Origin of the sequence: Acinetobacter sp. ME22 (assembly GCF_022012315.1) — a bacterium.
Classification (GTDB): domain Bacteria; phylum Pseudomonadota; class Gammaproteobacteria; order Pseudomonadales; family Moraxellaceae; genus Acinetobacter; species Acinetobacter brisouii_A.
The window spans coordinates 1-26607 of record NZ_JAKLTL010000024.1; the positions used below are offsets into that span (position 1 = coordinate 1).

Sequence of the window (26607 nt, forward strand, 5' to 3'; positions counted from 1 at the left end):
CTGCGAAAGCAGGGTTTTTTTATTTTAAGAGAAAACGAACATATTAAAAAATATTTAGAGTGGATTAATTATCATATTTTGATAAAGTTAAAATATTAATTTTCCTGCTAATTGGATTTATAATACTCCACCAATGGATTGGCATGCATCTTTATACAGTTCGTATTGTTGATTAACAACCTCATCAAGAGGAATATTAAATAGTTTTTCTCCATCTTTATAATGCTGAATATAATCAACAGATTTTTGCTTAGTGACGGTCAGTGTCTGCTCGTGGAAACTATTAATTGGACTAATACTACCTTCGTAATTATGACAGTTGAAATGTGAAAGAATTAGTTCAGAACGCTTTACTTCGTTGGAATTAGTAAATAGACAAGCAGATAGGCAGCAAGCAATTAAAGGAATGATCAAAAGTTTCATGGCAGTAAGGATAATTCTGGGCTGCGATATTTTAAGCATATTTTGAGTATTGGTTGAGTTGATCTGTTTTTTAATTGGCTCTTTTTTGTCTGAATAAAGTAACAAAAGATAATCTTAAAATATGAGAGTGTTAATGAATAAAAACTTTATTTTAAAAATGAGAACTTGTTCTTGTTTTTATATCCAACATGTATTTTAGAATAAAAATAAATGCGTTTAGATCGATATTGAATAGGCACAAAAGCCATAATAGACTTTTGTGCCTGCATATTATTCAGGCTGAGTAAAGCGTACTAGGTCTTCTTCAGGACGGGCTGTTAAAATTTCAGCTCCCGTTGGAGTAACTAGAATTGTATGTTCATATTGAGCAGATAATTTATGATCTTTGGTTACGACAGTCCATTTGTCACCCAAGGTCTTGGTTTGCCAAACACCCGCATTCACCATCGGTTCAATGGTAAAAGTCATGCCTGCTTCTAAACGCATCCCCGTATTTTTCGTACCATAGTGTAAGACTTGGGGTTCATCATGGAAAACTGTACCAATACCGTGACCACAATATTCACGAACAACACTGAAACGTTCTGATTCCACATATTTTTGAATGACCGCGCCAATATCGCCAATGTAAGCACCTGGTTTTACAGCAGCAATTCCGCGATACATTGCCTCTTGAGCAACATTGCACAAACGGTTTGCTAAAATAGTGGTTTCACCACCCACGATGTACATCATGTTGGTATCGCCATGATAACCATCTTTAATCACAGTTACATCAATATTGAGAATGTCACCTTTTTTAAGAATTTTATCGGCAGATGGAATACCGTGGCATACAACATGGTTCACAGATGTGCAGATGGTGTGTTGAAAGGCGGGGCGACCAGGTGCAGCACCATAACCTAAACAAGCAGGAATCGCATTTTGAACATTGACAATGTAATCGTGACAGAGGGTGTCTAACTCAAGGGTGCTTACTCCAGGTTGGATATGTGGTTTGATCATATCCAATACTTCTGCCGCCAAACGCCCCGCTACACGCATTTTTTCAATTTCATCTGGTGTTTTGATTAGGCGGCGTGGAGCTTCGTAAGTACTGTTCATAAGGCTTAAAAACTTTTGGTAATTTGTGTGTGACTATGGTATAAATATGCACCCATTTTATCAAATGCTTTTCGTGAATAAATTTATCATTCATCGAAGCTTAGTTAAAATGTGGTTTTAAAAATCCGCACATATGTCGACACATTACTCTGGGTGCCCGAAACAGGGTGGAGAATGAGGACGTATGGAGGCTTAACCCAAACATTTAAGGTAATAAAATGGCAGATTACAACGTAAGCATGCGCGACCTTCTACAAGCTGGCGCACACTTTGGTCACCAAACTCGTTTCTGGAACCCAAAAATGCGTCAATACATTTTTGGCGCTCGCAACAAAATTCACATCATCAACCTTGAGCACACTGTTCCTGCGTTAAATGATGCTTTGAACTTTGCTAACAACTTGGCTAGCAAAAAGAACAAAGTTTTGTTCGTTGGTACAAAACGTGCTGCTTCTAACATCATCCGTGAACAAGCTCAACGCGCTGGTCAACCATACGTAGATCACCGTTGGTTAGGTGGTATGTTGACGAACTGGAAAACACTTCGCCAATCTATCAACCGTTTAAAAGACCTTCAAACTCAATCTCAAGATGGTACTTTTGCTAAACTTACTAAACGTGAAGCTTTAGAACGTACTCGTGAGATGGAAAAACTTGAACGTGCTTTAGGCGGCGTTAAAAACATGGGTGGTTTACCTGACGCATTGTTCGTAATTGACGTTGACCACGAAGCAATTGCGATCAAAGAAGCTAAAAACTTAGGTATTCCTGTAATCGGTATCGTTGATACAAACTCTAACCCAGACAACGTTGATTACGTTATCCCTGGTAACGATGATGCGATTCGTGCAGTAACACTTTATGCTTCTGCGATGGCTGATGCGATCCTTGCTGGTAAAGAATACGCTCAATCTCAAGCGAATGCACAAGCAAAAGGCGACGAAGCTGCTGCTTCTGAGGCTTAATGCGTTTTGACGCGGGCTTGTCATTTTTGCGACATATAGCGGTGGCAAATTAAGCGTCGAGAAAGCAGACGGTCCAGAGTTTCTTTGGGCCGTTTTTGTTAAAAAAAGATTTATATTTTCTACCTGATTTTAGGAGATTCACATGACTGCAATTACTGCAAGCATGGTTAAAGAATTACGTGACCGTACTGGTCTTGCAATGATGGAATGTAAAAAAGCTTTGACAGAAGCGAATGGTGATATCGAATTAGCGATTGATAACCTTCGTAAATCTGGTCAAGCAAAAGCAGCTAAAAAAGCTGGTAACATTGCTGCTGACGGTGCAATCACAATCGCTCAAGACGGCAACAAAGCAATTCTTTTAGAAGTAAACTGTCAAACTGACTTCGTTGCTAAAGATGCAAACTTTGCTGGTTTCTCTGCACAAGTTGCTGCTGCTGCGCTTGCTGCTGGCGAAACTGATGCTGCTAAAATTGCTGAACTTAAACTTGAAGATGGTGCAACTGTTGAAGAAGCGCGTATTGCTCTTGTTCAAAAAATCGGTGAAAACATCCAAGTACGTCGTGCTGCAATCGTTGAAGGTGAAAACCTTGCTGTTTACAAACACGGTTTAAAAATCGGTGTAGTTGTATCTTATACAGGTAGTGCTGAAACTGGTAAAGGCATTGCAATGCACGTTGCTGCATTCAACCCAGTTGCTGTTTCTGCTGAAGATGTTCCTGCTGAGCTTGTTGCTAAAGAGAAAGAAATTGCTGAAGCGAAAGCAATTGAATCTGGTAAACCAGCAAACATCGTTGAGAAAATGGTTTCTGGTTCAGTTGAAAAATACTTGAATGAAGTTGTTCTTGAGCGTCAACAGTACGTGATCGACAACGACAAGAAAGTTGCTGAAGTATTGAAAGCAACTTCAACGACTGTTGCTCAATTCGTTCGTTTCGAAGTGGGTGAAGGTATTGAGAAAAAAGCTGAACTTTCTTTTGCTGAAGAAGTTGCTGCTGCTCAAGCTGCTGCAAAATAATTGAAAAATTATTTTGAGTAAAAAAAAGCCCGAATAGGGCTTTTTTTATGCCTAAATGAAATTACTTAAGATTGAAAGCTTATGCTTTTGAAAAATGCTAAAAATTTCAGCAATTAAAGTATGGAAAAACCAATAAATAAAATGGAATTGAAAGGCATAAAAAATCAATGCTATTTCTTTGCGTCTAAAATCGCATATTTCGATGATTTAAGAAAAAGTGCTAGGGTTATGAGTCTAAGTCTACTTATTGTGCTTAAAACGCAAAACAGCTTCAAATAACTCATATAAAAATGAGAGATTGAGCACAAATTGTCTTATTCGAGAATTTTTTCAAATTTTAGCAACAAAAAAGCCACATAAAATGTGGCTAAAAAATGTCAAAACAGTTGAGGAGATTTTTTAAGAATTTGGACCGTCTACACGTTCAATATTGACTCGTGCTGTACCTGAGTTGGTTACACCAATTTGTTTTGCAGCAGCATAAGATAAATCAAGAACTCGGTTGCCATGGAATGGACCACGGTCATTTACTTTTACGATGACACTACGACCATTATCTTTATTGGTTACGCGAATATAGCAGTTCAACGGCAAGCTACGGTGAGCTGCAGTCAGTGCATTCATATCAAAAGTATCGCCATTGGCAGTTTTACGACCATGAAATTGGCGACCATACCATGATGCAATGCCTGTTTGGCTGAATTTACGAACGGTATTTGATGCAACAGTATTTAAGCGGTCGATTACAGAAGGTTCATCTTCTGGAACTTCAACTTTGGCTGCTAAGGTTTGGCGACGAATTTTATCACCAGAGCGCTCAGTAATTGAAAGGCTGTTAAGGTTTGGTCGGTAAATAGTTTGTGAAGCATTTTTGTTAATGACGCGAGCTGCAAGACTAGCACCGTCATTATCATTGTTACTTGATGATGACTGAACCATATCAGCTTGCGTTTGCGTCAGGGATACGCAAAAGGTAATAGCGAGCAGTGATTTCACTGGAAAACGCATGAATATAATCTCCTTAAGGCATCTTAATCATCAAAATAAGCGTTTGAAAACTAAGAGAACCTGCCTAAAACTTGATGTGTTCAACTGTATTTGACGCTAGGGATAATATTCATGTCGCTAGTGAGGTGTCTAGTATTAATTGGCAAAAGTTTACAAAAAGGACGAAAACACTACATCTATTGATTAATAAATAATCAATATTGTAACAATTAATTAAAACAGCCTGAATTGGCATCAATTTTCATTGAAAAATACTTGACTATTTTAATTTACTTTATTTTTACACTAACGATTTGTAATTTCTGTGCCCAGTTGCCACACTGCTGTAGCATACATACGGCTCTTGTTATAGGTCGTAATCACCTGAAAATTAGGGTATGTGATGTAATAAATTGCACCATTATAATCTTGTAGTTGGATGACATTGATGAGTTCTAAATCATCAATCTTGATCACGGGATTGAGTGGTGTAATACCTTGCTGTTTTAGTACGCCATAAGGCGTTGGCTGATTTAAATCTTTAGCGATGACAGCTTCAGGTGTTGTGCCTATGTAGCGTGCTAGAAAGCCAATTGGTTGATCACGTTGCCAACCTTGTTGTGCTAGGTAATTTGCAATAGAACCAATGGCATCGGCAGGCGAGTTGCGTAAGTCAATATGCCCATTGTTGTCATAATCGACCCCATATTTTCCAATATTACTTGGCATAAATTGCGGATAACCAATTGCACCTGCATAGGAACCTGTAATGCTACTTGTTGGATAGCCTTCTTTGTATGTCCATGCGATCAATGCACCAAGTTCATCTGCAAAATAATCAGCCCGTCGTGGGTAACCAAATGCAAGTGTTGCTAAAGCATCACGGGTGATGATGGAGCCTTTGTTGTTACCAAAGCCTGTTTCAACACCTAAAATTCCTAAAATCACCGCCTGAGGAACACCAAACTGCTGTTCTGCACGATTCAATACATCTGCATATTGGTCACGGAAACGTACTCCACGTTGAATAGTCCCTTCGGTCATAAACATTTCCCGATAGGCATGCCAAGGTTTACTTTCGCCTGGTTTTTCCATCAATTTCAAAATGTTTGGACGGTTTTGAGCACCCAACATTGCCCGATCAATCTGATCGGCACTCAAGCCATACTGTTGCATGGTTTTTAGTTTAAAATTCTCGTAATTTGGGTTGTTAATAAAATCATTTGCCTGACAAAAAGAGGTAGAAAAAACTGCTGTAGCGGTGAGGGCTAAAATTTGACAAGTTTTATGTAATTTTTGTTGCCACATAGAGGTAAGTCCGAGTTAGCGATGTGTGTGAATCGACATGACAATCCCAAAAGCTGTCATTAAAGTAATAATTGCAGTACCGCCATAGCTCATAAATGGCAATGGCACGCCCACTACAGGTAAAATACCACTGACCATGCCCGCATTTACAAAGACGTATATAAAAAACGACAATCCATAAGCACCAGCCAGCAAACGTCCATAATTATGGAAGCACTGCATGCCGATCTGGAAGGTTCGGCAAATGATTGCAAAGTAAAGCAAAATCAGAATGGTGACTCCAATTAAGCCAAATTCTTCAGAATATGCTGCGATAATAAAGTCGGTATGACCTTCAGGTAAAAAGTGCAAATGCGATTGAGTTCCTTGCAAGAAGCCTTTTCCTGAGAAACCGCCCGAACCAATTGCAGTTTTGGATTGAATGATGTTCCAGCCTGTTCCTAAAGCATCTGCTTCGGGGTTGAGTAAGGTGAGTACCCGTTGTCGTTGGTAGTCATGCAGTAAAAATTCCCAAGCAATTGGAATAAAAATACCCGCACCTGTCAATGCCGCTGCAATAATTTTCCAAGATAAGCCACTGAGAAATAATACAAAAACACCACTTCCAAGAACCAGTAGTGATGTACCTAAGTCAGGTTGCTCTGCAATAAGAACAAAAGGAATAACAATGAGAACGAGTGTTGCAATCACTGTTTTGAGATTGGGTGGCAGCGCTTGCCGTGTGAGAAACCAAGCAGCCATCATCGGCATTCCGAGTTTCATAAACTCACTGGGCTGTACGCTACCAATACCTGGAACATCAATCCAGCGTTGTGCTCCCATACGGACTTCACCAACCACTTTTACAGCAGCTAAACAAAGTACCCCAAAAATATAAAAATAGGGGGAGAATGACTGGAAGACCTTGGGCGGAATTTGGGCAATCATAATCATGACCAAAAAACCTAAACCAAAACTGATCGCTTGTTTGCTCACCAGTCCCATATCTTGTGCAGATGCACTATATAAAACGGTGAGTCCAAGTAGGGCATTTAAAACTAAAAAAGAACATAGCCAAGGGTCGATATGTAAGCGTTGCCAACGGGAAGGCTGCATAGCAGTACTCAACCCATCACGAGGAGCTTGACGTAAAAATTTGTATTGCGGACTTGGTGCCATAATGGATGAAAAGCGAGTAATAAGCAGCAAGTGCGAATGCTAACATACTGGACTTTTTAGGCAATCTCTTTGCACATTTAGCAATAAAAAAACCTAGCCTAAGCTAGGTTTTCGATAGTCTAAAAATTGACTTAGTGGAAAAATAAACCATCATGATATTCTGCGAGAACTTTGAGCTCACGTTTGTTCAGATGTGGAATAATTTTATCGATGGCAATGTGTACAGCCTTGATTACTGCGGAACAGCCCAAGTCTGATGCTTTACGTTTAATCATGCCTAAATCTAGGGTGTGATTAAAGTCATGCATATAATGTCGCACTGTTGCTTCTGCAAACATTTTGTAGCTTTCAGCAAGTGCATGAGCATCGATTTTTTCTCCTGCCTGAATTTGTGCAAACTGATGTTTTAAATTAGTCACTAAACCTGCATCTAACTTTTCACCTAAACGCCATTGTCCATCTGGGGCTTTAAATAGGCTTTGTTCGGAGAATTCGATAGATTTGCGGACAACATCATTCGGGGCTTTACTGAGTAACTGCTTAGACAGTAAAAAATGGACACTGGATTTCACAAAATGCGCCAGTTTTTCTGTGGTTTCACGTTTATCCGTTTCAGGAAAACGATGAATCAGATTGGTCACAATCGCATCGATAATTTCATCATTGACTTGCAAAGCAATTTCATCACGCAAGGGATACAAAGGTTCTTTCGAGTCCTTCTGCGCAATTGCAGTTTGAATCTTGTTGAGTAAACTTTCAGATGGAATAAAACCGAAAAAAGCCATAATTAAACCTCAAAATTCAAATGGATGATTATTGTCGAGCAAGACGGACAGGGGTTTCTGGTAACCATGCTAGGTTAGATACACGGCATGGGTTGATGTCTAGTCCACCACGACGAGTATAAGCTGCATAAACCATGAGTTCTTCAGGTTTATGCATTGTCCAGATATCCGCATAGATTTGTTCAACACATTGCTCATGAAAACCATTGTGTTGACGATATGAAATAATATAAGCCAATAAACTTGCAGGACAAATCTTTTCGCCGCGATAACGAATGAAAATGGTTCCCCAGTCAGGTTGTCCTGTCACAGGGCAATTACTGCGTAACAAGTTTGAATAATATTGTTCTTCAACAAGCAAACCTGAACCGACATGTTGTAACAAACTGGCATCGGGATGCTCAGATAATTGCTCTGGCGAAAACTGATCTAAGCAGCGACCTTGTGGTTGAGATACTGACAAGTCATTTGCATCAATTAGGCTGAGTTGAACAGGCGCTTCAGCTGCTGTAGATAAATCTTGTTCAACAGTTTGAATCAGCTCTTCAGTTGAAGCAAAACGCATAAAGTTCAGACTATTAAAGTAGAGTTTGAGCGATTTGGATTCAATCAAATTGGGAGAAGTTGCAGGCAATCGTAAACGACCAATTGCAACTTGTGGAATTCCCTGAGCATTTAACCAAGACAGTTCAAACACATGCCACCAATCATAACCTTGCTGAATCCCTGCAACATCTGCATAGTTTTCGCGTGAAAGGCTACGAGAGATTGGAAATAAAATCTCAGGTTGGTAGGTTGTTGGATAATGGGTATCTTTACCCAATAATGATTTTTCTACGCTCATTCACGAATTCCTGAACCACGTGATAATAAATAGTAAGCAGCTGCATAAAACGCCAAGCAGAATCCTGTGATTGCTGCAAGGGAAATACTGACATTGACATCGCTATGACCCAAAATGCCGTAACGGAATGCATTAACCATATAAACGATTGGGTTGATCAATGAAAGTGTTTGCCAAAAAGGGCTTAATGCACTAATCGCATAGAATACACCACCTAAATAAGTCAGTGGAGTTAACACAAAGGTTGGAACAATCGAAATATCATCAAATGAACGTGCATAAATCGCATTAATAAAGCCAGCAATTGAAAATAGCAGGCTAGTAACGATCACGGTATATATCGTTATAAATAAGTTGTGAATATGCAGGTCAGTAAAGAATAGGCTCACTAGGGTGACAATTAAACCCACCAAAACACCACGGCAAACGCCACCAATCACATAACCCCAAAGGACTAAGTATAAAGGTACAGGACTCATGATCAGTTCTTCGATGCTTTTTTGGAACTTGGCACTAAAGAAACTTGAGCAGACATTGGCATAACTGTTGGTGATCACCGCCATCATGATTAGACCTGGCACGATGAACTGCATATAGGTAAAACCACCCATTTGACCAATGCGAGATCCGACCAAATTACCAAAAATCACAAAGTACAAACTCATGGTGATGGCTGGTGGAAGCAAAGTTTGTGGCCAGATTCGCATAAAGCGACGAATTTCTTTACGAACCAGTGTCCATAGGGCAACTTGCAGTTGGGTAAAGTTCATGCCGATGCCTCCTGTAAGTTCTTCTCAACCATTTTGACAAATAGTTCCTCAAGACGATTGGCTTTGTTGCGCATACTTCTAACTTGAACGCCTAAATTTTCAAATAACTGGAAAATCTCGTTGAGATCGTGTGATTTGTCCATCGTCACTTCTAAAGTCAGACTATCAACCAAATGAAAACGGATTCCAATAAAGTTGAGTTCAATCGGTTCAATCGGCTGCGATAAATCAAAAATAAAGGTTTCTTCATTGAGCTGACTTAAGAAGGCTTTCATGCTGGTATCTTCTTTAATCACGCCGTGATCAATAATCGCAATACGACGACACAGCATTTCAGCTTCTTCTAAATAGTGTGTGGTCAGAATAATGGATGTTCCATTTTCATTCATTTCAGTCAGAAAATCCCACATTGAGCGACGCAGTTCAATATCCACACCAGCAGTAGGTTCATCGAGAATGAGAAGTTTTGGTTCGTGCATCATGGCGCGCGCAATCATTAAGCGACGTTTCATACCGCCTGAAAGCATACGCGCCTGCATATTACGTTTTTCCCAAAGACCCAATTTTTCTAGATAAAGCTCAGCGCGTTGCTCAGCAATTTTCTTGGGAATGCCGTAATAACCTGCTTGAGTCACCAAGATATCAAAGGTTTTCTCAAAATGACCAAAGTTAAATTCTTGTGGAACAACGCCTAAGCATTGCTTGGCTTTAGATGCATCGGTATCGAGGCTATGACCAAAAATTTCAACTTGTCCAGAAGTCTTACGGGTTAGCGAGCTAATAATGCTAATAGTTGTCGACTTTCCAGCACCATTTGGCCCAAGAAGTGCATAAAACTCACCTTCAGGTACAGTTAAATTGATGCCTTTGAGGGCTTGGAAGCCATTTTTATAGGTTTTCGATAACTCTTTCAGCATTAATGCATCAGTCATGAAGTTCTCACGTGTTAATAGACGCATATATTGTGAGCGATCTAGTCGGATAAACCAAGTAATCTAAATGCAATTCTTCGTTGCACAGATAAAACTGTTTAAAGCTTAGTCATTAAGCCAAATAGAAAATCAATCTGTGCTTTACCTTATGATTTTTTTTGTTATGATGGGCGACTTAAACGCGCTCATAGCTCAACTGGATAGAGTACAGGTCTCCGAAGCCTGTGGCGTGGGTTCGAGTCCCGCTGAGCGCACCAATTCAATACCAATACAAACCAACATATCGCTAAAAAACTATAAAAATCATAATAATAAGGTTTTTTTATTGCCAACATAAACCAACATACATCACTATACAGCGAGAAATAATAAGGATACATTAAGGGATATAAGCCAATTCTATGCAATTTATATCCTTATTTTAGGCAAATTATTCTTATGGCAAGACAAATCAAGCCTCTTTCTTCTACCCAGTGTGATGGCGCAAAACCCAAAGAAAAAGACTATAACTTGTACGATGGACAAGGATTGATTCTATTTGTTCGTAAAAATGGTTCAAAAGTTTGGAGATTTAAGTACAAACGCCCTAATGGTAAAGATGGGCTTATGACTTTGGGGAATTATCCCGCTTTGACTTTGAAAGAAGCTAGAGGAAAAAGACATACATTGCTTAATCAATTGGCTAATGGCATTGATCCGATTGATCAGTTAGCAATCCAAAAAGCCAAACATGATGATAGCTTTAGCTTTGAAGCCGTTACTAGAGCATGGCACGTAGCATATAAAGCTACAGGCAAATGGGGTGATGGTACAGCAGAACGGGCATTAAAAAATTTTGAAATTTACGTATTTCCTGAGCTTGGGAATAAACCAATAGATAGTATTAAACCCCGTGATTTAAATTTTGTCCTAAGCAAGATTGAAGAAAAGGGCTATTTGGAAGTTTTGAAAAAGACAAGACAAAGATTTGTCAGTATTTTTGCGTTCGCAATATCAAAAGGATATATAGAGCTAAGCCCAGCTTATAGTTTAAAAGATGCAATTATTGTCACACGAAAAACCAAGCATCACCCGAAATTACCATTAACTCAATTACCTGAATTATTTAAAAGATTACAAGCAGATCAAGGACACCCATTAACAGGCTTATGCCTTGAATTTGCTTTACATACCTTTGCACGTTCCAGTGAGTTACGCTTTGCTCGATGGAATGAATTTGACCTTAAAAAAGGAATTTGGACGATACCACCTGAGCGCACGCTGATAGAGGGATATAAATTCTCAAATCGGGGCGCAAAGATGAAAACACCGCATTTAATCCCATTGTCACCACAGGCTTTACATATTATTAGTGAAATTCATAGCTATAGTGGTATCTATAACAATGTTTTTCCTAAGAATGGCGATCCACACGGCTTTATGAGTGAGTCAACTATTAATAACACCCTTAGACGTATGGGATACGATACAAATCAAGATATTTGTGGGCATGGCTTTAGGGGGATGGCATGTGGCGCATTGATTGAAAGCACTTTATTTACTGAGGATGCAGTAGAGAAGCAAATGAGCCACCAAGAACGCAATGGCGTAAGACAGGCTTATATCCATCATGCCGAATTTATGGAAGAACGTAGGATGATGCTTTGCTGGTGGAGTGATTACCTAGAAGCTAACCAAGAGAAATTTATAAGCCCGATGGAATTTAGCCTTTCATTGATGGAACAGGCAAAGCAGGGTGTAATTAATATCAAATATGCGAAATTGATTAAGCTTAAATTGGCTGAAATGACAAATTCATACATAGCATGATTGCCATACTCTCAAGAGTTTTTAATTGGGAATTTTGCCCTAATTTTAATTTTTTTATTTTGCAGATATGGCGTTTTTTTAGGTGTTACAAGTGTTACAGGTTACATCGTTGTTTTATAACGATTTAATTTTTAAAAGCTGTAACACCTTTTATTTTATAGGTTACATTATTGTTTTTATTTGAATTTTATAAAATATTGTAAGGCGAACTCTAGGCTGTAACACCTTTAAAATTTAAAGTTTTGGATTGAAAATACACTTGATATTTTCTTTAAGCATTTGTTTTATATTATTTTTATTTAATAAATTCGCTGTAACCATTTTTGTAACCTGTTTTTTATAAATTTCATTGAAAATAGATGATCTTCAAAAGTGTTACAACACAAAAAAGCGAAGCATGAGCAAGAAAATTTATAGAAAGATAGTGACTGATTGACCTAAATGACATAGGCAAGATTGATCTTCTTTTTTGTTGGATAAATCCTATATATGCCAATATACCAACATGTAATCTATACTGAGCAATATTAAATAACAGGATTCTAAACATGGCTGTTAAAAATTTAGGAAAACTAACATTAGATTTAGTTGAAGAATTATCCCAATCGGAAAAAAGTAACCAAGAAGAAACTCTAATTGCGGAAATGGACTCATCGAACAGTACACTGAAAGATAGATTAATGGATTTAATTAATAAAGAACAATTACATAAATCAAATTTCAGTCAAAATGCTACTACAAGTATGGATGCTATGGCTATGGCGAAAAAAGCAGAAATTTCTGCTCATATTCAATCAGCCTATTTAAGCCCTTTTGATCATAACTATTATGATCAAATAGAAAAGCAACAGAAAAAAATATCCCAAGTATTGCAGCGAGAGCATGAACGTAAAGAAAAATTAGATACAGAGCGCCAAGACCAACTTATTGCAGCAATAGATCGTAGTAATAACCAACGAGCTTTGGCTGATGAAAATGCACAGCTAAAAGCAGAAATTGAGAAGTTAAAATTAGAAAATAAACAGTTAAAAAAGATCAAAGAAAATTTAGGTACAAAGGAAAGTGATAACGTCTTAAAGATTGTCACAATTTTAGCGGATATGGCTGGCTTGCCAAAACTTAACCCATCAACAGCCTTTAATATGATGGAAGCACATGCAGCTAATAAGGGTTTAGAAATTCCATCTAGTAATACCGTCACAAAGTGGCTGAAAGGCTAAAATAACGCACTAAATTATTTTTCATTTCAATAGAATTTCAATTGAAATATAACAACAGAAATCAATAACAGAATAGCCCCTATCAGCTTTGCAACGTCATGCAATAGCTAATCATGTAACACAATGATAGGGGCATTATATGCAAGACCTCAATTTATCCAATCAAGCTACACCGCTACGAGTATCTCAAAAGACTACTTGCCAAATGCTAGACCTTTCCTCAGAGGGTTTACGCAAACTCATGGCAAAAGACCCGACATTCCCAAAACCTTACAAAGCTGGGCAAACACGCCAAGCGCCTGTTTATTTTGACTATGCGGAATTGGTGCAATGGCATAACAACCAAAAGCAAACCAATGCTGTGCAATCGGCTTAATTGGGTGGCGATATGACTACAGATCACCAAGCGACAGATCGTTATTACCGCATGAAAGACCTTGCCAATATTCCTGAGCGTTCAGCCCGTACCCACATGTATAAATCAGGGATCAACAAAGGCAAAGTGCGGATCATTGGCGCACGCCAAGCCAGTAAAGGCTTAATCGGTGTGTCCGAAAAAACATTATGGGAATGGGTGCGTAAAGGTGAGTTCCCCCAGCCAATCCGTTTAAGCCCGACTATTACCGTATGGCGTGCCTCAGATATTACGGAATGGATGAAACAAAAGGATCGGAGCATTGAAGTATGACAATTTATTCAACAGCGACCTATCAGGCATGTAACCCTGAATTATCCGATAAAGTTATTCATGGCATTACATGTAAGCAAACAGATCAGGCGCATTTATATGATGCTAATAAGTTATTTGCCAACCTAAAATATGATTTAGAACAACCTTGTACCATACAGGTAATGATCCAAAATAATTTATTAATGGATGGCTACGACAATTTACCTGAGTTTGCCTATTTCACGGCAGAAAACAATGATTTTGCCTTATCTAGTGATTTAATTCAGCCATTTCAAGATGATAAAGAACATGTTTACCTAGTCACGGCTTATCGTTTTGATAATGAAGTCGGAAAAGCTGAAATGGTGACACATGAAGCTGAATATTCACCAAGTCACCTTTATTTCACCAGTAATTTACAGTGTGCTTTAAATATCATAGGGGCTTTATTATCTATCAGCACAAATACAGGCTTTTTGAAAGTCGAAAAAACCACTGTAGAAAATGCAAAATATCAGATTAATAAACGTCTTGATCACGTTGAGCTATTAAAGCCCCACAACAGTGATGTATTGGGACATGCTGGAGATTATTGGGCAACGTATCAGCTTTATACCAATTGTGATACAGAACATGCACGTTTTGACTATCAAAATCACTACACCAAAGCCCAAGCACAGCAAGCCCTTAAAGATATTAAGGAAATTAATTGGCATTCCAATCCTAAAACGCTGGCGGTTCAAGGCTGTATTTTGATGAATCAGGATACTCAAAATCGAGAGCATACAAAAGCATTGCTATGCCTAGAGCAACCCAATGATGAAGATCGTGCCGTATGGGTAATTGAGAGTTACAACCATAGCCAAAGCATACGCCAAGCGATTGTAAATCAACAGCAAGGAGGGCATATCTAATGCTTTCCAAGCCATTACAGCAAAATTACATTGCAAACCAAGACAAAGCTTTATATCCTAAACATGCCCAACAGAAAGCAGTTGGGTTAGCTTTGGTCGGCTATAAACTCGTTAGCGCACGAACCGCTATAAGTGGTTTTTTTGTGCGTACTATCTCTATGCGTTCGCATATCTCTATGGCGAAGCTGGAGAGGGACACGTTTACGTGTGTAGGTATCCTAACGAGCCTATCGACCAACCCTTTTCAGTTTTGCCACCCTCATTTGGTCGTGAATGGCAAAACTTCTATCAATTCGTTAGGAGTGCATAATCATGCCTAATCAAATTATTACGCCTAAAAATCAGGCATTTCAAACCCTTGCCGAACTAGATAAACCTGTTAAAGACTATTTCTTTTGTTTAAAAGAGATTCAAGCACTACATAACGCCGTGATTTACTTCATTGGCAAAGAAACTAATCAGCATTTTAAAAATGCGACTAAAACAGTTCACTCAACCCTGTACGGTTCAGTACAAATTTTAAATTTATGGCTTGCCCAATTAGACAAGCAAACCGATGCAATCAGTGATTTTGCAGAAATAGATAATCCAACAAGCCTAATCCACGCTATTTATAACGATTTTCAAAAACTTGATGTTGATGTTCAGCATTTAATGAACCTTGCCAAAATGGCTTGTGATGAACTTTTACAAACCAACCCAAAGACATTTCAAATCGCAGGGATTGAGTTGGGTGTAATTCAGTTTATGACGGATGCGATCAAGCGCATGACAACCCAATTGCATTCTGACATTTTTGCCGAATGTGATGTATTGGGAGAGTTATACCCAACGATTTTTAAAGCAGGGGTGTAACACTATGAAAAAAGCGCACCCTACGCTAGGGAAATACCGAAATACTCATACTGATAAGCCAAAGAAATTTGGTTTAAATCGGGCATTACTTCCTGATCCTATCGAGTATCTCACCGCTAGAGGCTATGCCGTCAAAGGTCGTGGCGAATGGCGTGAGATGATTTGCCCATTCCATGATGATAGTACCCCAAGCCTACGCATAAACAGCCGTAAAGGTTGCTTTAAGTGTATGGCTTGCGAAGCCAAAGGCGGTGATTTGATTGCATTTCACCAGTTGCTTACAGGCAAGTCTTTTATTGAAGCATGTAAGGACTTGGGCGCATGGGAGAATCACGCATGAGTGAATTTTTAGATTATCAGGAAGTGCAAGATCAAGCCTTTGCCCATGCCCAAAAGTTGGCAGAACGTGAGGTTAAAAATGGCTATCAGTTTGAATATTTGTTCTGTTATACCGATGGTCACGGTATGCCAGTGTATTGGAAAGTCAGAGCTAAGAATCATCATACAGGTGATAAATGGATTCGTGTTTTCTCCAGTGGCGAACGTGGTTTTAAATTTGGTGATCCTGATTTTAGCCAAGCTTATCCCGTTGGTCAGGGTAAAAAGCCGTTATATGCCTTAGAGCGTATCCTTTTTGTCCCTGATAAACAGGCAATTTATATTGTTGAGGGTGAGCAAAAAGCCGATTATCTCAATAGTTTGGGCTTATATGCCACCACATGCGGAGGCAGTGGCAATACAGATAAAACCGACCTTAGACCACTGGCACGCCTCGATATTGTCATTTGGGCGGATAATGACAAGGCTGGAACTAAGTTTTTCAATGAAATTGCCAGTGAATTAGATAAATTGGGCTGTAATGTGCGCTATATCGTGCTGGATGGGCTAAATCTGCCTGATAAAGCCGATGTGATGGATTGGGTAGAGATACGCAAGCAAAACGGACAAGACAGTACAGCAAGCGATATAACCGCCTTAAATACGGCAGCCTATCAACCACCATCACCAAGCGATAATTTACCTGATGGCATGTTGGCTGAGCCAATGGAATGGGAGAATGGTAGCTTTGAAATCCATGATAAAGGTGTGTTCTTTATCGAAAAGCTAAAAAATGGCGAGTATCGGGAACGCTTTATCTCTAGCCCTATTTTGGTGACAGCCAAAACCCGTGACAATACGAGTAACAATTGGGGGCGTTTATTACAGTGGCAAGATGATGCTTTTATTCACCACACTTGGGCTGTGCCGAATGAGCTATTTCAAGGTGACGGGACGGAATCACGAAAAGCCCTATCCAATCAAGGTGTGATTATTACCCCTGACCGCAGAGGCAGAGAGCTTTTTCAAATTTACCTAATGAGTTATCCAGTCGATAAATTCGCTTTATGTGTGGATAGTGTGGGCTGGCATGGTCATCGTTATGTTTTACCGACTGAAACCTATAGCAATCCAGCCACTAAACATGATGAATTAATTGTTTATCAGCGTACCGATGGGCTAGATAACCGCTTTCAATATAAGGGTGAATTGGAAGCATGGAAAAATGGGGTAAGTTTATTGCTCGAAAGCCATTCTAAGCTTGTATTTAGTGTGGCATGTGCCTTTGCTGGACAACTACTTGAGCCATTGAACCAACAGGGTGGCGGTTTTCATTTAAATGGTACGTCATCCAAAGGCAAAAGTACCGCTATCTATCTTGCTTGTAGTGTATGGGGACACCCTAAAGAGTATTACCGTACATGGCGATCAACAGGCAATGCATTAGAGCAAACCGCCTTTATGCACAATGATGGCTTTTTGGTACTGGATGAAATTGGTGAGGCAGCAGCAAAAGACATTGGGCAAACTGTATATATGCTTGCCAATGGTCAGGGTAAAGCCCGTATGGCACGTACTGCTATAGCCAAAGCACCACAACAATGGCGAGTTTTGTTCTTATCCAGTGGCGAAAAGACCTTTAAAGAAATTCTAAATGAGATAGGGCAAACATCTAAACTAGGGCAAGAAATACGCCTACCTGAAATTAGTTTAGATGCTTGTGAATACGGCATATTTGACCTAGTAGACTTTGCCCCAAATGCTGCACAACAGGCAAATAAGCTGTATGAAAATGCAATTAGTGCTTATGGCGTAGCTGGCAAAGCTTGGCTTGAGTATTTGACCCGTGACAAAGGGCATATTACAGAAACCGCCCTAAAACTTTATCAGCAATATAAAGCCAAAATTACGCCTGATAATGCACAGGGACACATCGAGCGTGTGGCTGCACGTTTTGCCGTTGTCGCTGTAGCTGGAGAGTTGGCAGCGCAAGCCAATATCACAGGCTGGAAAAAGGGCAGGGCTTTAGAGGCTGTAAACAGTGTATTTAAGACATGGCTCAACAGCTTTGAAATGGTCGGGGACTTTGAGGATCGGCAGATACTCCAGCAAGTCAGAGCATTTTTTGAGGCAAACGGAAATAGCCGTTTTGATACCTTAATCGAGGGTAATAAACGGGCAAGTTATGGCAACTCAGACCATGCAGATGAAGCAAGCACCGATGCCAAGACTTTTAGAGAAAAAACCATATATCGAGTGGGTTATAAAGTTGTAAATGCCCAACAGCGTGAAACCCTACGTTATTTGTTCTTTAAAGAGCAATTTAAACAAGAGCTTTGCACAGGTTTTGACCCTAAAAAAGTGGCTAAAGTGCTTAAAAAACATGGTTGGATTGACTGTGCAAATGGCAAAACGACCAAGCAAGAACGTACCCCTGAAAGTAAAAATCCTGTTTGGCTTTATGTGTTTAATACCACAATGTTTAGCTATGACATTGAGAAAGCGACTAATCCATATACGGATGATGTGAACACAGGCACAACCATCGACATTTAAACCAATTTCAAGCCGTATGGATGGCAAACCCATACGGTTTATTTATTTCTGAGGGTACAGTTTATGAATATTGCCCAATTATTAAATCAAGCATTGCAGCAACGTGGTGCAAACCTAGAATTAATTAACAATCACACCTTACGATTGCATCAACAGCAAGAATTACCATCACATTTGACCGAGCTAGTACGCAAATATAAAGCACAACTCATACGCCATTTACAGCTTGAATCGGCTTATAGATTACTGGAGCATATTCGATTGGAGGGTGCAGATATTCAACTCATTGATAACCAAACCTTGCGTTTGCATTATATGGAGCGCATTACTGATACAGACATTCAGAAAATAAAGCACCTTAAAGGCGAATTGCTCGAAATTCTAAACAACACAGTAGCCACAACAAATAGCAGCCTAGACCAATGTATCCAGCATGAAATCATACAGACCTATTTTGATCGGCTGGAACGACACCGCAGTAACTTACGCAAAATCCATAGCTCAGTTGAAAATGCTTTAGTCAGACCAAAAGATTTGATCCAAGATTTAACACTTAAATTTATATTGAGTCAGGATCAAGCACAGCAATACATCACAGCCATGATTGAACAGGACATTTTTTACCACGATAGCAATTCTAAATTTTATTTATTCCCAGACTTTTCGCATACAGCAATGCAAGGCTTTCAAAAGTATCACTATACTGCCCAAGCTAACCCATAAAAAACACTATTCCTAAAAATTGCGCCATTGAATTGCAAGGGCGAGGTTACTCATTCCAAAATTTTGGCACTGTTTTGTAATGTCGCCGTGTGATTCGATAAGCCAGCCAATGAGAAGCTGAAAGTTTATTCAGAGTATTCAAATTTTTACCCTAATTTACCTCAAAGCCTCCAATGTTTAGTTATTTTTAGCCCCAAATGGGATTTTTTTTTACACATGAGAAAGTGAGCGGTGTCCAAGTGAGGCGGTTGAAGATAAATTTTAAGCCCCCCATGACCTGAAATGTAACCCTTGTAACAAGACTCAAAGGCTAAAAATGTTACAAATAAAATGATATAAAACAATGTTGTAACCTATGTAACACTTGTAACCACTCAAAAATGATCAATATGTGTGGCAACATGAATATAGATCAATCAAACAATAATTATTGTATGTAAGATATTGATATATAATAATTAATATTTAAATTTACTATTAATATATAGATGGTTATTAAGATTAAATAATGATCATTAAATTAAAAAGTATATATAAAACAGTCTTGTAACCTATGTAACACCTGTAACACATCAAAAAATTAAGATTTGCATAGAGTGGCAAAAACTATCAGGTTTAAAGCTTTTTCATGCGATTGCACCAACATAGACACCATTTATATTGATTGTTAAATCTACTTAACTAATTGAATTAATTAGGGTATACCCCCTATGGGAATTTTGACCACACAAAAATTTGACGGGGGTGCGGTCTTTTTCGTGGATGGCTTTGGGACTTTTGACCCCATACCCCTTGAACGGTAGGCAAAGCAAATTATGATGCTGGGCAGATCATTAGGTGAGTGCATCACAGTCAGAAATTTTGGAAAGGTAATTTCCCTTGCCAGAGGTAAGGGGCACAATTAAATTTTCTGCAAAAATAAATTTAATAGTCTTTTGTATAAAGCTACTAGGAATGTGTAAAATATAAACTCAATATAATTACCGATTTAGTATATTATTTTTATTAAAAAATATTTTGAACTAGGAGCTTGTGTAGTGATCACCATAAAGATAGAAGATGTTCAAGTGAAGACTAAGAGCGGACAGACTGCATACATTACTGGCATTAAAGTAAATGATAAAAGATCTCCATTAGTCGGTCATGTAGCTGGTACGAGGATTCTTTGGAGTTTGGATGGAATAGCTCAAGATACAGTTGATGACATGAATTTGGTAAATGATGACGATTTCAAAGAATTTGTTACAGATTATAAATCATTTTTTTAAGATGAAGACTGAATATTAAGTTTTCTAAAAAAGGGATTTTAAAATCCCTTTTTTGTTGTTGAAAATTTATCATTAGACTATACACAAAAGATAATTTGATAATCATATTTCTTGATCTATCATTTGACTTGTTTACTTTGTTAAATGATAGTTTTATCATTGTAGTCTAATTTTAATGTCTAAATGAAATATTTAATAAATAGAGATAAGTCATGTCTGATTCAGAGAATAAAATTGATATACATAACTTGCCAATTGCTGACGGAGTATTGGTAGATATTCTGGCTCATTTAGAAAATATCAGAAATGAGCCAGATAGATCAGCAGTATTGATTGTAGGAGGGATTATTGAGAGATTTCTTTCATATCAAATTAGTAAAACATTGTTGAAAAATGAAGGTGGAAAATCAATGTCCAACTTGCAATTGGACAAAAAAATTCAATTATCTTATGGACTTGGTCTGCTGACAGATAATGACTATCAAGAACTCATATTCTTCAAAGATTTGAGAAATAAAATGGCTCACTCTTGGGAAATTATTGATTTTAATAACTTAAATATTAGATCTTCTTTAAGTAAGCTTGGTAACTATGGAGTTGATAAACCTTTTAAAGACTATCTCCCAAGAAATTATTTTAATATATGGGTTAGTATTTTTGTAATAAGCCTAGTTATACATCCTGATGTAGAACTTCCAAATATCATTGAAAAAAAAGAAAATTTAGCATCTAGAATGCTTGTTACCAAGTAATAATATTTAAATGAAGACCAAAATGACTATACGTATTTATGTGAGAGCAAGCACCAAAGACCAAGATGCCGAAAGAGCATTAAATGATTTAATCCAAATCAGCCGAAGCTATGATGATCAATACAGCACATACATAGAAAACTATTCAGGTACGAAGCTTGAACGCCCAGTGTTAAACCAATTACTTACAGAAGCGAATAGGGGCGACATTCTTTTAGTTGAAAGCGTGGATAGGCTAAGCAGACTTTCACAAGATGACTTTGCAATTTTAAAAAATAAGATCAAGGCTAAGGGTTTACGTTTAATCGTTGCTGATTTACCAACCACACATACAATCAATGATGGAATGACAGGTGAGATATTGAATGTAATTAATGCCATGCTCATTGATTTATTGGCAACAATGGCTAAGCTAGATAATGACAAACGCAAGGAACGTATTAAGCAGGGATTGGCACGTTCAGGGTATATTCCTACTGGAAAGAAAGCTAATACTGCAAAACACGAACGTATTACCCAGCTTTTACAGGCAGGAAATATGACCAAAGAAGAAATAGCTAAAGCTGTAGGCGTAGGAATTGCAACGGTTTATAGAGTAGCTAAAATGTAAGGATACGTATAAGGATATAATATTAATTTATCTATATTATTGTGATAAATATCAGTGTATTACATTTAAATTAATATTCTCGCTGAGCGCACCATTTTTGAAAAATAAATTATTAAAAAACAATAGCTTATATTTATGCACAAGTGTATATAAATTGAGTTTTTAGCCAAAAAATTCCCATTTCATTCCCATATTTTCGTAGTTTTTGAGTGTAAATTAGTCAAAATACCCTGAAAGAGAACACCAAAAAATAAAATGGTGATAGCGATTTTTTGAGGTAATAAAGTAATATTTTTCTATTTCATCTTATAAATCAGTACAATACATGACCATTTGAAAGTAATTTTGAAGTAATATTTGAGTAATAAATTACTGTATAAAAAAGTGATATAAATATAAAACCACCATCAATAAAAACAATAACTTATAAAATATTACTTCTGTTATTACAAAAAATTACCTTTAAAAGTAATATTATTTTTTATTTATAATCAAATACTTGTTTATAGGTATTACTTTATTACCTCTAAATTTGTTCTGAACCTATAAAGAGAATATTTCCAGTGTGATAAGAATGGTTGTGAGCCTAATTCTGGTCTTAAATTAAACAATTGATATAACCTGTGTATGTAAGTTGTATTGCTGTTATTCATCAAATTTATCAAGAATTACAAGCTCAAGGATATGCCTATACAGATTAGGTAGATGGTGTTGAAATAGGCAATTCTATTATTGGGTAAGGTATGTGACTTTTAAGCAGCAGATTTATGAGGGTAGTGAATTATGTCAATCAGATATCTAGTTTATTCAATGAAGTAGAGAAGGTTAGATCTATAAAGCTTTTGCTAAGGATAATAAGTAAATAAAAGCTATAAAAGGAGGAAGTTAAATGGTTAATATTTATATGTGGTTAGGAAGTGTTTCTTTTGTTTTTGTTATAATTTCTATGATTATAGTTGCTCTTTTTGATAAGAGGATTTATTTATTCGGGTTTTTATTTATTGTTCCTTCTATTATTTTTTTCTATAAAATGGCAATAATTCAACCTAAAATAGAGTATTTAGAAGCAGAAGAAATATGTGGAGTATATGAGTATGAAGATTATGTTGTTTCATCTAGACCTCCATATCCAAAAGAATATTTTATAAGGTTTAATCATTATGGTCTATTTGGATTTAGAAATAATGCGTATCCCAATAGATTAAATTTAGAAAATTTAAGAAAAGGTCAGAAAGTTTGCTTGATTTTAAAAAGAAGAAAAGATAAGGGGGAAGATCTGAACCAAGCTATTTTAATTTTATTAAAAGCAGAAAATAAGGTAAATAACTGAAAATTATGAATTATTATGATGATGTAAGAAAAAATATTGGTATTTCAATATTTATAGTTTTATTGCTTTTAGGATATATTTTTTATACAAGTGTTAAAAGAGATCGGGTTGTAGACTATGAGGATATTAAAGTATGTGGTTATTTTAAGAAAGTAGATAAACTTTATTTTTCAAGGGGTGTGTATAATTATCAGATGGAATTTATATCAGATAATTATGGATATGTGGTTTATAGAAGATTATATAATGAAGATGATATGAATAAGTATCGTATTTTTTCTAAAAACCAATTTATTTGTTGGTTGGTAAAAAAGCCAGTTGGTCAGAGTCAATGGACAGATGAGTTTATAATTATTGATATCTTAAATAACCCGAATTACGGATAAGAAAATACCTTGAAAAAAAGATGGTTAGAGCATTACTAGCCTAATTTTTGGTCTTAAATTAAACAATTGATATAAGCTGTGTATGTGCAGTGAAATGCAGTATTCCATTTTTTGTTTTTTTCTTTCTATCGCCTAGTTTCTATAAGTCTTTGCGATTTTCCCCATAGTCATCTTGCTTGCAGTAATATTGCCTCATTTAGATGAACCGCAGGCGCGCGGGTGACTGCGCTGGGTGCATAGAGGCCAAATCAGTTAAAATATTTTTTTTGCATAAAATCAAAAGCTTAGTGGATTTCATGTGGAATGGAAGCTAAAATCTATTTCGTAAGTTAACTAAGTTATTGTTTTTAATGGTGAAAAATATGAGAGAAGAATTATTGAAAGCCGAATTGAAATTGGTTGAATTGAATCAGCTATTGGTATTGATAAAATCAGCAGAGTTGGATCGTTCTTTGTTTATAGGTGATATAGAAAAGTTGAATTATGATCTTGAGATGATTCTAGAAAGATTTAGACCTTAAAAAAAAGCCCTCAAATTAATTTGAGGGCTTAATTTATTCCAAGTGTTAAACAATGTTTAATTTATATTCTTTGAACTTAATAACCTCATCACCCGCCCAATCATTGATCTGTTGCATTCGTGACTGAAGTGGAACAATTTCATTCTGATAAAAGACTTCTGCAGCATCTTTGATTGAACCAAACCCGCCAGTGTTGTTCGGTACAATTCCCATCAGTTGAGGCGGTATCCGAAGCGCAGCTAAGGTATCGTCACGGGTGATTGATTTGATATTGGTAAAGTCATCCTTTGCTGCAATTTCAGAAACAGGCAAGATTTGAATCCCATCCTTTTTCCCGCCTGGTGCATAGTAAAATAAGTTACGGAAGTTCCCTGGTCCTTTGCTTTCTTTTAACGCCTGACGCAATGCTGTAATGTCATTCGGATCTTGAGCTGCATCATTTACATATAAGATGAATCCAGCGTGTGAACCATTGTTATAGTATTTACGACGGAATAGGGTCGCTGACTCATTCAACCAAGCACTTTGTAATGCCGAGATATATTCAGGCGCACCATAAATTTCTTGATCGATGTCGGCCTCACGGGTATGGCAGATCCGATTTTGAAATTCATATTCTTGATAGCCTTTGTAATCATCACAAAGTAAGAAGAATTGATCTGTATATTCACCACGACGCATGTATGATCCTAGACAGTATCGTGGACAACAAATCCCTCTAAATTCTTGAAATATTTCTGTTCAAAGGCTTCTGGGCTTAACCAGCCGTTTGCAGAATGTCTTCTGATTCGATTGTAATAAATCTCAATATAGTCAAACAAGACAGCATTCGCCTCTTTTCGAGTGGCAAACACACTGCCATGGACCACATGACCTTTCAATGTATGAAAGAAGCTTTCGGTCACTGCATTATCCCATGAGTAGCGACTGAAGCTACGCAAGGCCCCTGCGTGACATACTTTGAACGCAGTTATTCGTCAATAATAGCGCCCTAAAATCACGACTACAGTACTGTGAGCCTTGGTCCGAATGTACCATGACACCCATTGGATACCCCTGACGAGCCATTGCATAATGAAACGCATCACACACTAATTGACGGTCTATTCGATGGCTGGTTTGCCAACCAACAATACGACGGCTGAATAGATCCAGCATCACACATAAATACAGCCAACCTTGCTTAGTACGGATATAGGTAATATCCGTTGTCCAGATCTTATTGGGTTCATTGACCGTAAATTGACGATCCAACAAGTTAGACGCTGTAGGCAAACGATGGTTTGAATCAGTCGTATGCTTGTATTTACGTGCAATCCTGCTACGTAAACCAAGCTTTTTAAGCATTCTTCCAACGGTTCGTTCGCTCATGCTGTAACCTAAATCATGCATGTCATGTACCAATGAAGGTGCACCCAATCGTGCATGATGCTGCCAATACACGGCTTTTAAATCATTATATTTCTGCGCTAGATTGGTCTGGCGTTTTCGCCAGGCATTTACAGGCAGAAGATACAGTGACTTCATTCACATCCAGATCTTGAATTACCGTGTACTTTTCTTGGCATGATCTGTCAGAAAGTACACATGCGCTTTTTTTAAGATGTCATTGGCTTCCCTGAGCTGTTTGACTTCTTTCTCTAATTCCAAGATCCGCTGTTGTTCTGGTGAAAGTTGACGTTTGCTTGAACCCACTGGATTGGCTTCACGAATCCATTTGTCTAAAGTTGAATAACCCACACCTAATTTCTGGGCGATTGCAGCTATGGGCTCGTGTGAGTTTGAAAGTGCATAATCAATTGCTTGCTGTTTAAATTCAGGACTAAAACGTTTGGCCATTTCTTGGATCTCCAAAGTTAACGTTACGTTATCTTTAGAGGGAAGTACTGTCCATTATTTTGGCTAGGATCATGAGCAATATCGTCATTATAAGATTCTCTTAAGTTCACATCTAGATCATCTTTAGAGTACTCATCAAAACTTTTTGAAAAAGTATCATAGAACTCAGATTCGGCTAAGGTAAAACCTTTAGAAAGATGAAAATCAGAAAAATTTTCATAAACACTTGTTTTAATATCCAAAAAATTCATTACATTCTCACCCTATTGTATTGCTTGAGCTGCACCAGCTCGACAAGTTTCTGCGATTTTCCTATTTATTTGTGCTTGTTTGACATGTTCTTGCTTTGGAGGAAACCAGCACTTATTTTCAGCCAAAGCATACCATGCAGTAGCTCTAATCAAAAACCAATCTTTATCAAAAATTTTATTCAAAGCATCTTACAACCTCCTAAAGATCTAGTTTTATTTTTAGGGGGAATTACCGAGCTATTTATCAGATAATAATTGCATTAAAGATATGATAAATTCTCTATAAATTAC

29 protein-coding genes, 1 tRNA gene and 2 pseudogenes are annotated in these 26607 nt (G+C 37.5%); 19 read left to right on the forward strand and 13 right to left on the reverse strand.

Annotation, left to right across the window (positions count from 1 at the left end; genetic code table 11):
* Nucleotides 1-117: 117 nt before the first annotated feature.
* Nucleotides 118-423 (reverse strand): hypothetical protein, encoded by a 306-nt coding sequence (locus LVY74_RS16980; protein ID WP_151710810.1) that lies wholly within the window; start codon nucleotides 421-423, stop codon nucleotides 118-120.
* A 270-nt stretch (nucleotides 424-693) separates the two neighbouring features.
* Entirely contained in the window at nucleotides 694-1527 is an 834-nt protein-coding gene (map, locus tag LVY74_RS16985; RefSeq protein ID WP_237816047.1) for a type I methionyl aminopeptidase, read from the reverse strand.
* A 218-nt stretch (nucleotides 1528-1745) separates the two neighbouring features.
* Between map and rpsB the strand changes: the two genes are divergently transcribed.
* Nucleotides 1746-2492, forward strand: a complete 747-nt coding sequence (gene rpsB, locus LVY74_RS16990) for a 30S ribosomal protein S2 (RefSeq protein ID WP_151710802.1) — start codon at nucleotides 1746-1748, stop codon at nucleotides 2490-2492.
* A gap of 142 nt (nucleotides 2493-2634) precedes the next feature.
* On the forward strand, nucleotides 2635-3510 hold the full coding sequence (gene tsf, locus LVY74_RS16995; RefSeq protein WP_237816048.1) for a translation elongation factor Ts: 876 nt from the start codon (nucleotides 2635-2637) through the stop codon (nucleotides 3508-3510).
* 399 nt (nucleotides 3511-3909) lie between these two features.
* Here tsf and LVY74_RS17000 read toward each other — a convergent pair whose 3' ends face one another.
* The 7 genes from LVY74_RS17000 to LVY74_RS17030 all read right to left on the reverse strand — a co-directional run bounded on the left by LVY74_RS17000 (nucleotide 3910) and on the right by LVY74_RS17030 (nucleotide 10294).
* The gene (locus LVY74_RS17000) at nucleotides 3910-4518 is read right to left on the reverse strand and encodes a septal ring lytic transglycosylase RlpA family protein (protein ID WP_151710804.1); all 609 of its coding nucleotides are present in this window, start codon (nucleotides 4516-4518) and stop codon (nucleotides 3910-3912) included.
* A gap of 285 nt (nucleotides 4519-4803) precedes the next feature.
* Nucleotides 4804-5805 (reverse strand): lytic murein transglycosylase B, encoded by a 1002-nt coding sequence (mltB, locus tag LVY74_RS17005; RefSeq protein ID WP_237816049.1) that lies wholly within the window; start codon nucleotides 5803-5805, stop codon nucleotides 4804-4806.
* A gap of 15 nt (nucleotides 5806-5820) precedes the next feature.
* Nucleotides 5821-6963 (reverse strand): rod shape-determining protein RodA, encoded by a 1143-nt coding sequence (gene rodA / locus LVY74_RS17010; protein ID WP_237816070.1) that lies wholly within the window; start codon nucleotides 6961-6963, stop codon nucleotides 5821-5823.
* A 131-nt stretch (nucleotides 6964-7094) separates the two neighbouring features.
* Nucleotides 7095-7748, reverse strand: coding sequence for a hypothetical protein (locus LVY74_RS17015; protein WP_151778352.1), 654 nt, complete (start codon nucleotides 7746-7748; stop codon nucleotides 7095-7097).
* Between the two features lie 28 nt (nucleotides 7749-7776).
* Nucleotides 7777-8592 (reverse strand): NADPH-dependent 7-cyano-7-deazaguanine reductase QueF, encoded by an 816-nt coding sequence (gene queF / locus LVY74_RS17020; RefSeq protein WP_237816050.1) that lies wholly within the window; start codon nucleotides 8590-8592, stop codon nucleotides 7777-7779.
* Nucleotides 8589-9362, reverse strand: coding sequence for an ABC transporter permease (locus LVY74_RS17025; protein WP_237816051.1), 774 nt, complete (start codon nucleotides 9360-9362; stop codon nucleotides 8589-8591). Before LVY74_RS17025 ends, queF begins: the two co-directional genes overlap by 4 nt.
* A complete protein-coding gene (locus LVY74_RS17030; RefSeq protein ID WP_151710809.1) occupies nucleotides 9359-10294 on the reverse strand; it encodes an ABC transporter ATP-binding protein in 936 nt (311 codons plus the stop codon). The genes LVY74_RS17025 and LVY74_RS17030 overlap by 4 nt, the downstream gene beginning before the upstream one ends.
* Nucleotides 10295-10475: 181 nt before the next feature.
* Between LVY74_RS17030 and LVY74_RS17035 the strand changes: the two genes are divergently transcribed.
* From LVY74_RS17035 to LVY74_RS17115, 17 genes are all read left to right on the forward strand, one after another.
* Nucleotides 10476-10551, forward strand: a tRNA-Arg gene (locus LVY74_RS17035).
* A 181-nt stretch (nucleotides 10552-10732) separates the two neighbouring features.
* On the forward strand, nucleotides 10733-12103 hold the full coding sequence (locus LVY74_RS17040; RefSeq protein ID WP_237816052.1) for a tyrosine-type recombinase/integrase: 1371 nt from the start codon (nucleotides 10733-10735) through the stop codon (nucleotides 12101-12103).
* Nucleotides 12104-12651: 548 nt separating this feature from the next.
* Nucleotides 12652-13323: a DUF3450 domain-containing protein gene (locus LVY74_RS17045; RefSeq protein ID WP_237816053.1), complete on the forward strand. Its 672-nt coding sequence runs from the start codon at nucleotides 12652-12654 to the stop codon at nucleotides 13321-13323.
* Between the two features lie 139 nt (nucleotides 13324-13462).
* Nucleotides 13463-13699: a transcriptional regulator gene (locus LVY74_RS17050; RefSeq protein ID WP_237816054.1), complete on the forward strand. Its 237-nt coding sequence runs from the start codon at nucleotides 13463-13465 to the stop codon at nucleotides 13697-13699.
* A gap of 12 nt (nucleotides 13700-13711) precedes the next feature.
* Nucleotides 13712-14011: a helix-turn-helix transcriptional regulator gene (locus tag LVY74_RS17055; RefSeq protein ID WP_237816055.1), complete on the forward strand. Its 300-nt coding sequence runs from the start codon at nucleotides 13712-13714 to the stop codon at nucleotides 14009-14011.
* Complete coding sequence (locus LVY74_RS17060; protein WP_237816056.1) at nucleotides 14008-14907, forward strand: hypothetical protein; 900 nt, start codon at nucleotides 14008-14010, stop codon at nucleotides 14905-14907. Before LVY74_RS17055 ends, LVY74_RS17060 begins: the two co-directional genes overlap by 4 nt.
* Nucleotides 14907-15227 (forward strand): hypothetical protein, encoded by a 321-nt coding sequence (locus LVY74_RS17065; RefSeq protein WP_237816057.1) that lies wholly within the window; start codon nucleotides 14907-14909, stop codon nucleotides 15225-15227. Before LVY74_RS17060 ends, LVY74_RS17065 begins: the two co-directional genes overlap by 1 nt.
* Nucleotides 15220-15762: a hypothetical protein gene (locus LVY74_RS17070; protein ID WP_237816058.1), complete on the forward strand. Its 543-nt coding sequence runs from the start codon at nucleotides 15220-15222 to the stop codon at nucleotides 15760-15762. Before LVY74_RS17065 ends, LVY74_RS17070 begins: the two co-directional genes overlap by 8 nt.
* A 4-nt stretch (nucleotides 15763-15766) precedes the next feature.
* Nucleotides 15767-16102, forward strand: coding sequence for a CHC2 zinc finger domain-containing protein (locus LVY74_RS17075; RefSeq protein ID WP_237816059.1), 336 nt, complete (start codon nucleotides 15767-15769; stop codon nucleotides 16100-16102).
* A complete protein-coding gene (locus LVY74_RS17080; RefSeq protein ID WP_237816060.1) occupies nucleotides 16099-18636 on the forward strand; it encodes a DUF927 domain-containing protein in 2538 nt (845 codons plus the stop codon). Before LVY74_RS17075 ends, LVY74_RS17080 begins: the two co-directional genes overlap by 4 nt.
* A 63-nt stretch (nucleotides 18637-18699) precedes the next feature.
* Nucleotides 18700-19359 carry a hypothetical protein gene (locus tag LVY74_RS17085; protein WP_237816061.1) on the forward strand — a complete coding sequence of 220 codons (660 nt, stop codon included), beginning with the start codon at nucleotides 18700-18702 and terminating at the stop codon, nucleotides 19357-19359.
* Between the two features lie 1037 nt (nucleotides 19360-20396).
* Nucleotides 20397-20627, forward strand: a complete 231-nt coding sequence (locus LVY74_RS17090; RefSeq protein WP_237816062.1) for a hypothetical protein — start codon at nucleotides 20397-20399, stop codon at nucleotides 20625-20627.
* Between the two features lie 212 nt (nucleotides 20628-20839).
* Complete coding sequence (locus LVY74_RS17095) at nucleotides 20840-21379, forward strand: hypothetical protein (RefSeq protein WP_237816063.1); 540 nt, start codon at nucleotides 20840-20842, stop codon at nucleotides 21377-21379.
* Nucleotides 21380-21401: 22 nt separating this feature from the next.
* Nucleotides 21402-21989, forward strand: a complete 588-nt coding sequence (locus LVY74_RS17100) for a recombinase family protein (protein WP_237816064.1) — start codon at nucleotides 21402-21404, stop codon at nucleotides 21987-21989.
* Nucleotides 21990-22878: 889 nt separating this feature from the next.
* Entirely contained in the window at nucleotides 22879-23319 is a 441-nt protein-coding gene (locus LVY74_RS17105) for a hypothetical protein (RefSeq protein ID WP_237816065.1), read from the forward strand.
* A gap of 5 nt (nucleotides 23320-23324) precedes the next feature.
* Entirely contained in the window at nucleotides 23325-23705 is a 381-nt protein-coding gene (locus tag LVY74_RS17110) for a hypothetical protein (RefSeq protein ID WP_237816066.1), read from the forward strand.
* A 362-nt stretch (nucleotides 23706-24067) separates the two neighbouring features.
* Complete coding sequence (locus tag LVY74_RS17115) at nucleotides 24068-24226, forward strand: hypothetical protein (protein WP_237816067.1); 159 nt, start codon at nucleotides 24068-24070, stop codon at nucleotides 24224-24226.
* A gap of 45 nt (nucleotides 24227-24271) precedes the next feature.
* Here LVY74_RS17115 and LVY74_RS17120 read toward each other — a convergent pair.
* From LVY74_RS17120 to LVY74_RS17135, 4 genes and pseudogenes are all read right to left on the reverse strand, one after another.
* Nucleotides 24272-24919, reverse strand: a pseudogene (locus LVY74_RS17120) (phage portal protein); the annotation flags it as partial.
* A pseudogene (locus LVY74_RS17125) lies at nucleotides 24916-26065 on the reverse strand (IS3 family transposase). The pseudogenes LVY74_RS17125 and LVY74_RS17120, both read right to left, overlap by 4 nt.
* 23 nt (nucleotides 26066-26088) lie before the next feature.
* Nucleotides 26089-26316: a hypothetical protein gene (locus LVY74_RS17130; protein ID WP_237816068.1), complete on the reverse strand. Its 228-nt coding sequence runs from the start codon at nucleotides 26314-26316 to the stop codon at nucleotides 26089-26091.
* Between the two features lie 12 nt (nucleotides 26317-26328).
* Complete coding sequence (locus LVY74_RS17135) at nucleotides 26329-26499, reverse strand: hypothetical protein (protein ID WP_237816069.1); 171 nt, start codon at nucleotides 26497-26499, stop codon at nucleotides 26329-26331.
* Between the last annotated feature and the right edge of the window lie 108 nt (nucleotides 26500-26607).

Bases quoted from the DNA above. Each gene is read 5' to 3' on its own strand.
- LVY74_RS17055 (WP_237816055.1), top strand. From the start codon at position 13,712: ATGACTACAGATCACCAAGCGACAGATCGTTATTACCGCATGAAAGAC.
- LVY74_RS17075 (WP_237816059.1), top strand. From the start codon at position 15,767: ATGAAAAAAGCGCACCCTACGCTAGGGAAATACCGAAATACTCATACT.
- LVY74_RS17040 (WP_237816052.1), top strand. From the start codon at position 10,733: ATGGCAAGACAAATCAAGCCTCTTTCTTCTACCCAGTGTGATGGCGCA.
- queF (WP_237816050.1), bottom strand. From the start codon at position 8,592: ATGAGCGTAGAAAAATCATTATTGGGTAAAGATACCCATTATCCAACA.
- LVY74_RS17085 (WP_237816061.1), top strand. From the start codon at position 18,700: ATGAATATTGCCCAATTATTAAATCAAGCATTGCAGCAACGTGGTGCA.
- LVY74_RS17060 (WP_237816056.1), top strand. From the start codon at position 14,008: ATGACAATTTATTCAACAGCGACCTATCAGGCATGTAACCCTGAATTA.
- LVY74_RS17030 (WP_151710809.1), bottom strand. From the start codon at position 10,294: ATGACTGATGCATTAATGCTGAAAGAGTTATCGAAAACCTATAAAAAT.
- LVY74_RS16980 (WP_151710810.1), bottom strand. From the start codon at position 423: ATGAAACTTTTGATCATTCCTTTAATTGCTTGCTGCCTATCTGCTTGT.
- LVY74_RS17050 (WP_237816054.1), top strand. From the start codon at position 13,463: ATGCAAGACCTCAATTTATCCAATCAAGCTACACCGCTACGAGTATCT.
- mltB (WP_237816049.1), bottom strand. From the start codon at position 5,805: ATGTGGCAACAAAAATTACATAAAACTTGTCAAATTTTAGCCCTCACC.
- LVY74_RS17045 (WP_237816053.1), top strand. From the start codon at position 12,652: ATGGCTGTTAAAAATTTAGGAAAACTAACATTAGATTTAGTTGAAGAA.
- LVY74_RS17110 (WP_237816066.1), top strand. From the start codon at position 23,325: ATGAATTATTATGATGATGTAAGAAAAAATATTGGTATTTCAATATTT.
- LVY74_RS17070 (WP_237816058.1), top strand. From the start codon at position 15,220: ATGCCTAATCAAATTATTACGCCTAAAAATCAGGCATTTCAAACCCTT.
- LVY74_RS17080 (WP_237816060.1), top strand. From the start codon at position 16,099: ATGAGTGAATTTTTAGATTATCAGGAAGTGCAAGATCAAGCCTTTGCC.
- LVY74_RS17105 (WP_237816065.1), top strand. From the start codon at position 22,879: ATGGTTAATATTTATATGTGGTTAGGAAGTGTTTCTTTTGTTTTTGTT.
- LVY74_RS17100 (WP_237816064.1), top strand. From the start codon at position 21,402: ATGACTATACGTATTTATGTGAGAGCAAGCACCAAAGACCAAGATGCC.
- map (WP_237816047.1), bottom strand. From the start codon at position 1,527: ATGAACAGTACTTACGAAGCTCCACGCCGCCTAATCAAAACACCAGAT.
- LVY74_RS17015 (WP_151778352.1), bottom strand. From the start codon at position 7,748: ATGGCTTTTTTCGGTTTTATTCCATCTGAAAGTTTACTCAACAAGATT.
- LVY74_RS17095 (WP_237816063.1), top strand. From the start codon at position 20,840: ATGTCTGATTCAGAGAATAAAATTGATATACATAACTTGCCAATTGCT.
- rodA (WP_237816070.1), bottom strand. From the start codon at position 6,963: ATGGCACCAAGTCCGCAATACAAATTTTTACGTCAAGCTCCTCGTGAT.
- LVY74_RS17000 (WP_151710804.1), bottom strand. From the start codon at position 4,518: ATGCGTTTTCCAGTGAAATCACTGCTCGCTATTACCTTTTGCGTATCC.
- LVY74_RS17065 (WP_237816057.1), top strand. From the start codon at position 14,907: ATGCTTTCCAAGCCATTACAGCAAAATTACATTGCAAACCAAGACAAA.
- LVY74_RS17130 (WP_237816068.1), bottom strand. From the start codon at position 26,316: ATGAATTTTTTGGATATTAAAACAAGTGTTTATGAAAATTTTTCTGAT.
- LVY74_RS17025 (WP_237816051.1), bottom strand. From the start codon at position 9,362: ATGAACTTTACCCAACTGCAAGTTGCCCTATGGACACTGGTTCGTAAA.
- LVY74_RS17115 (WP_237816067.1), top strand. From the start codon at position 24,068: ATGAGAGAAGAATTATTGAAAGCCGAATTGAAATTGGTTGAATTGAAT.
- tsf (WP_237816048.1), top strand. From the start codon at position 2,635: ATGACTGCAATTACTGCAAGCATGGTTAAAGAATTACGTGACCGTACT.
- rpsB (WP_151710802.1), top strand. From the start codon at position 1,746: ATGGCAGATTACAACGTAAGCATGCGCGACCTTCTACAAGCTGGCGCA.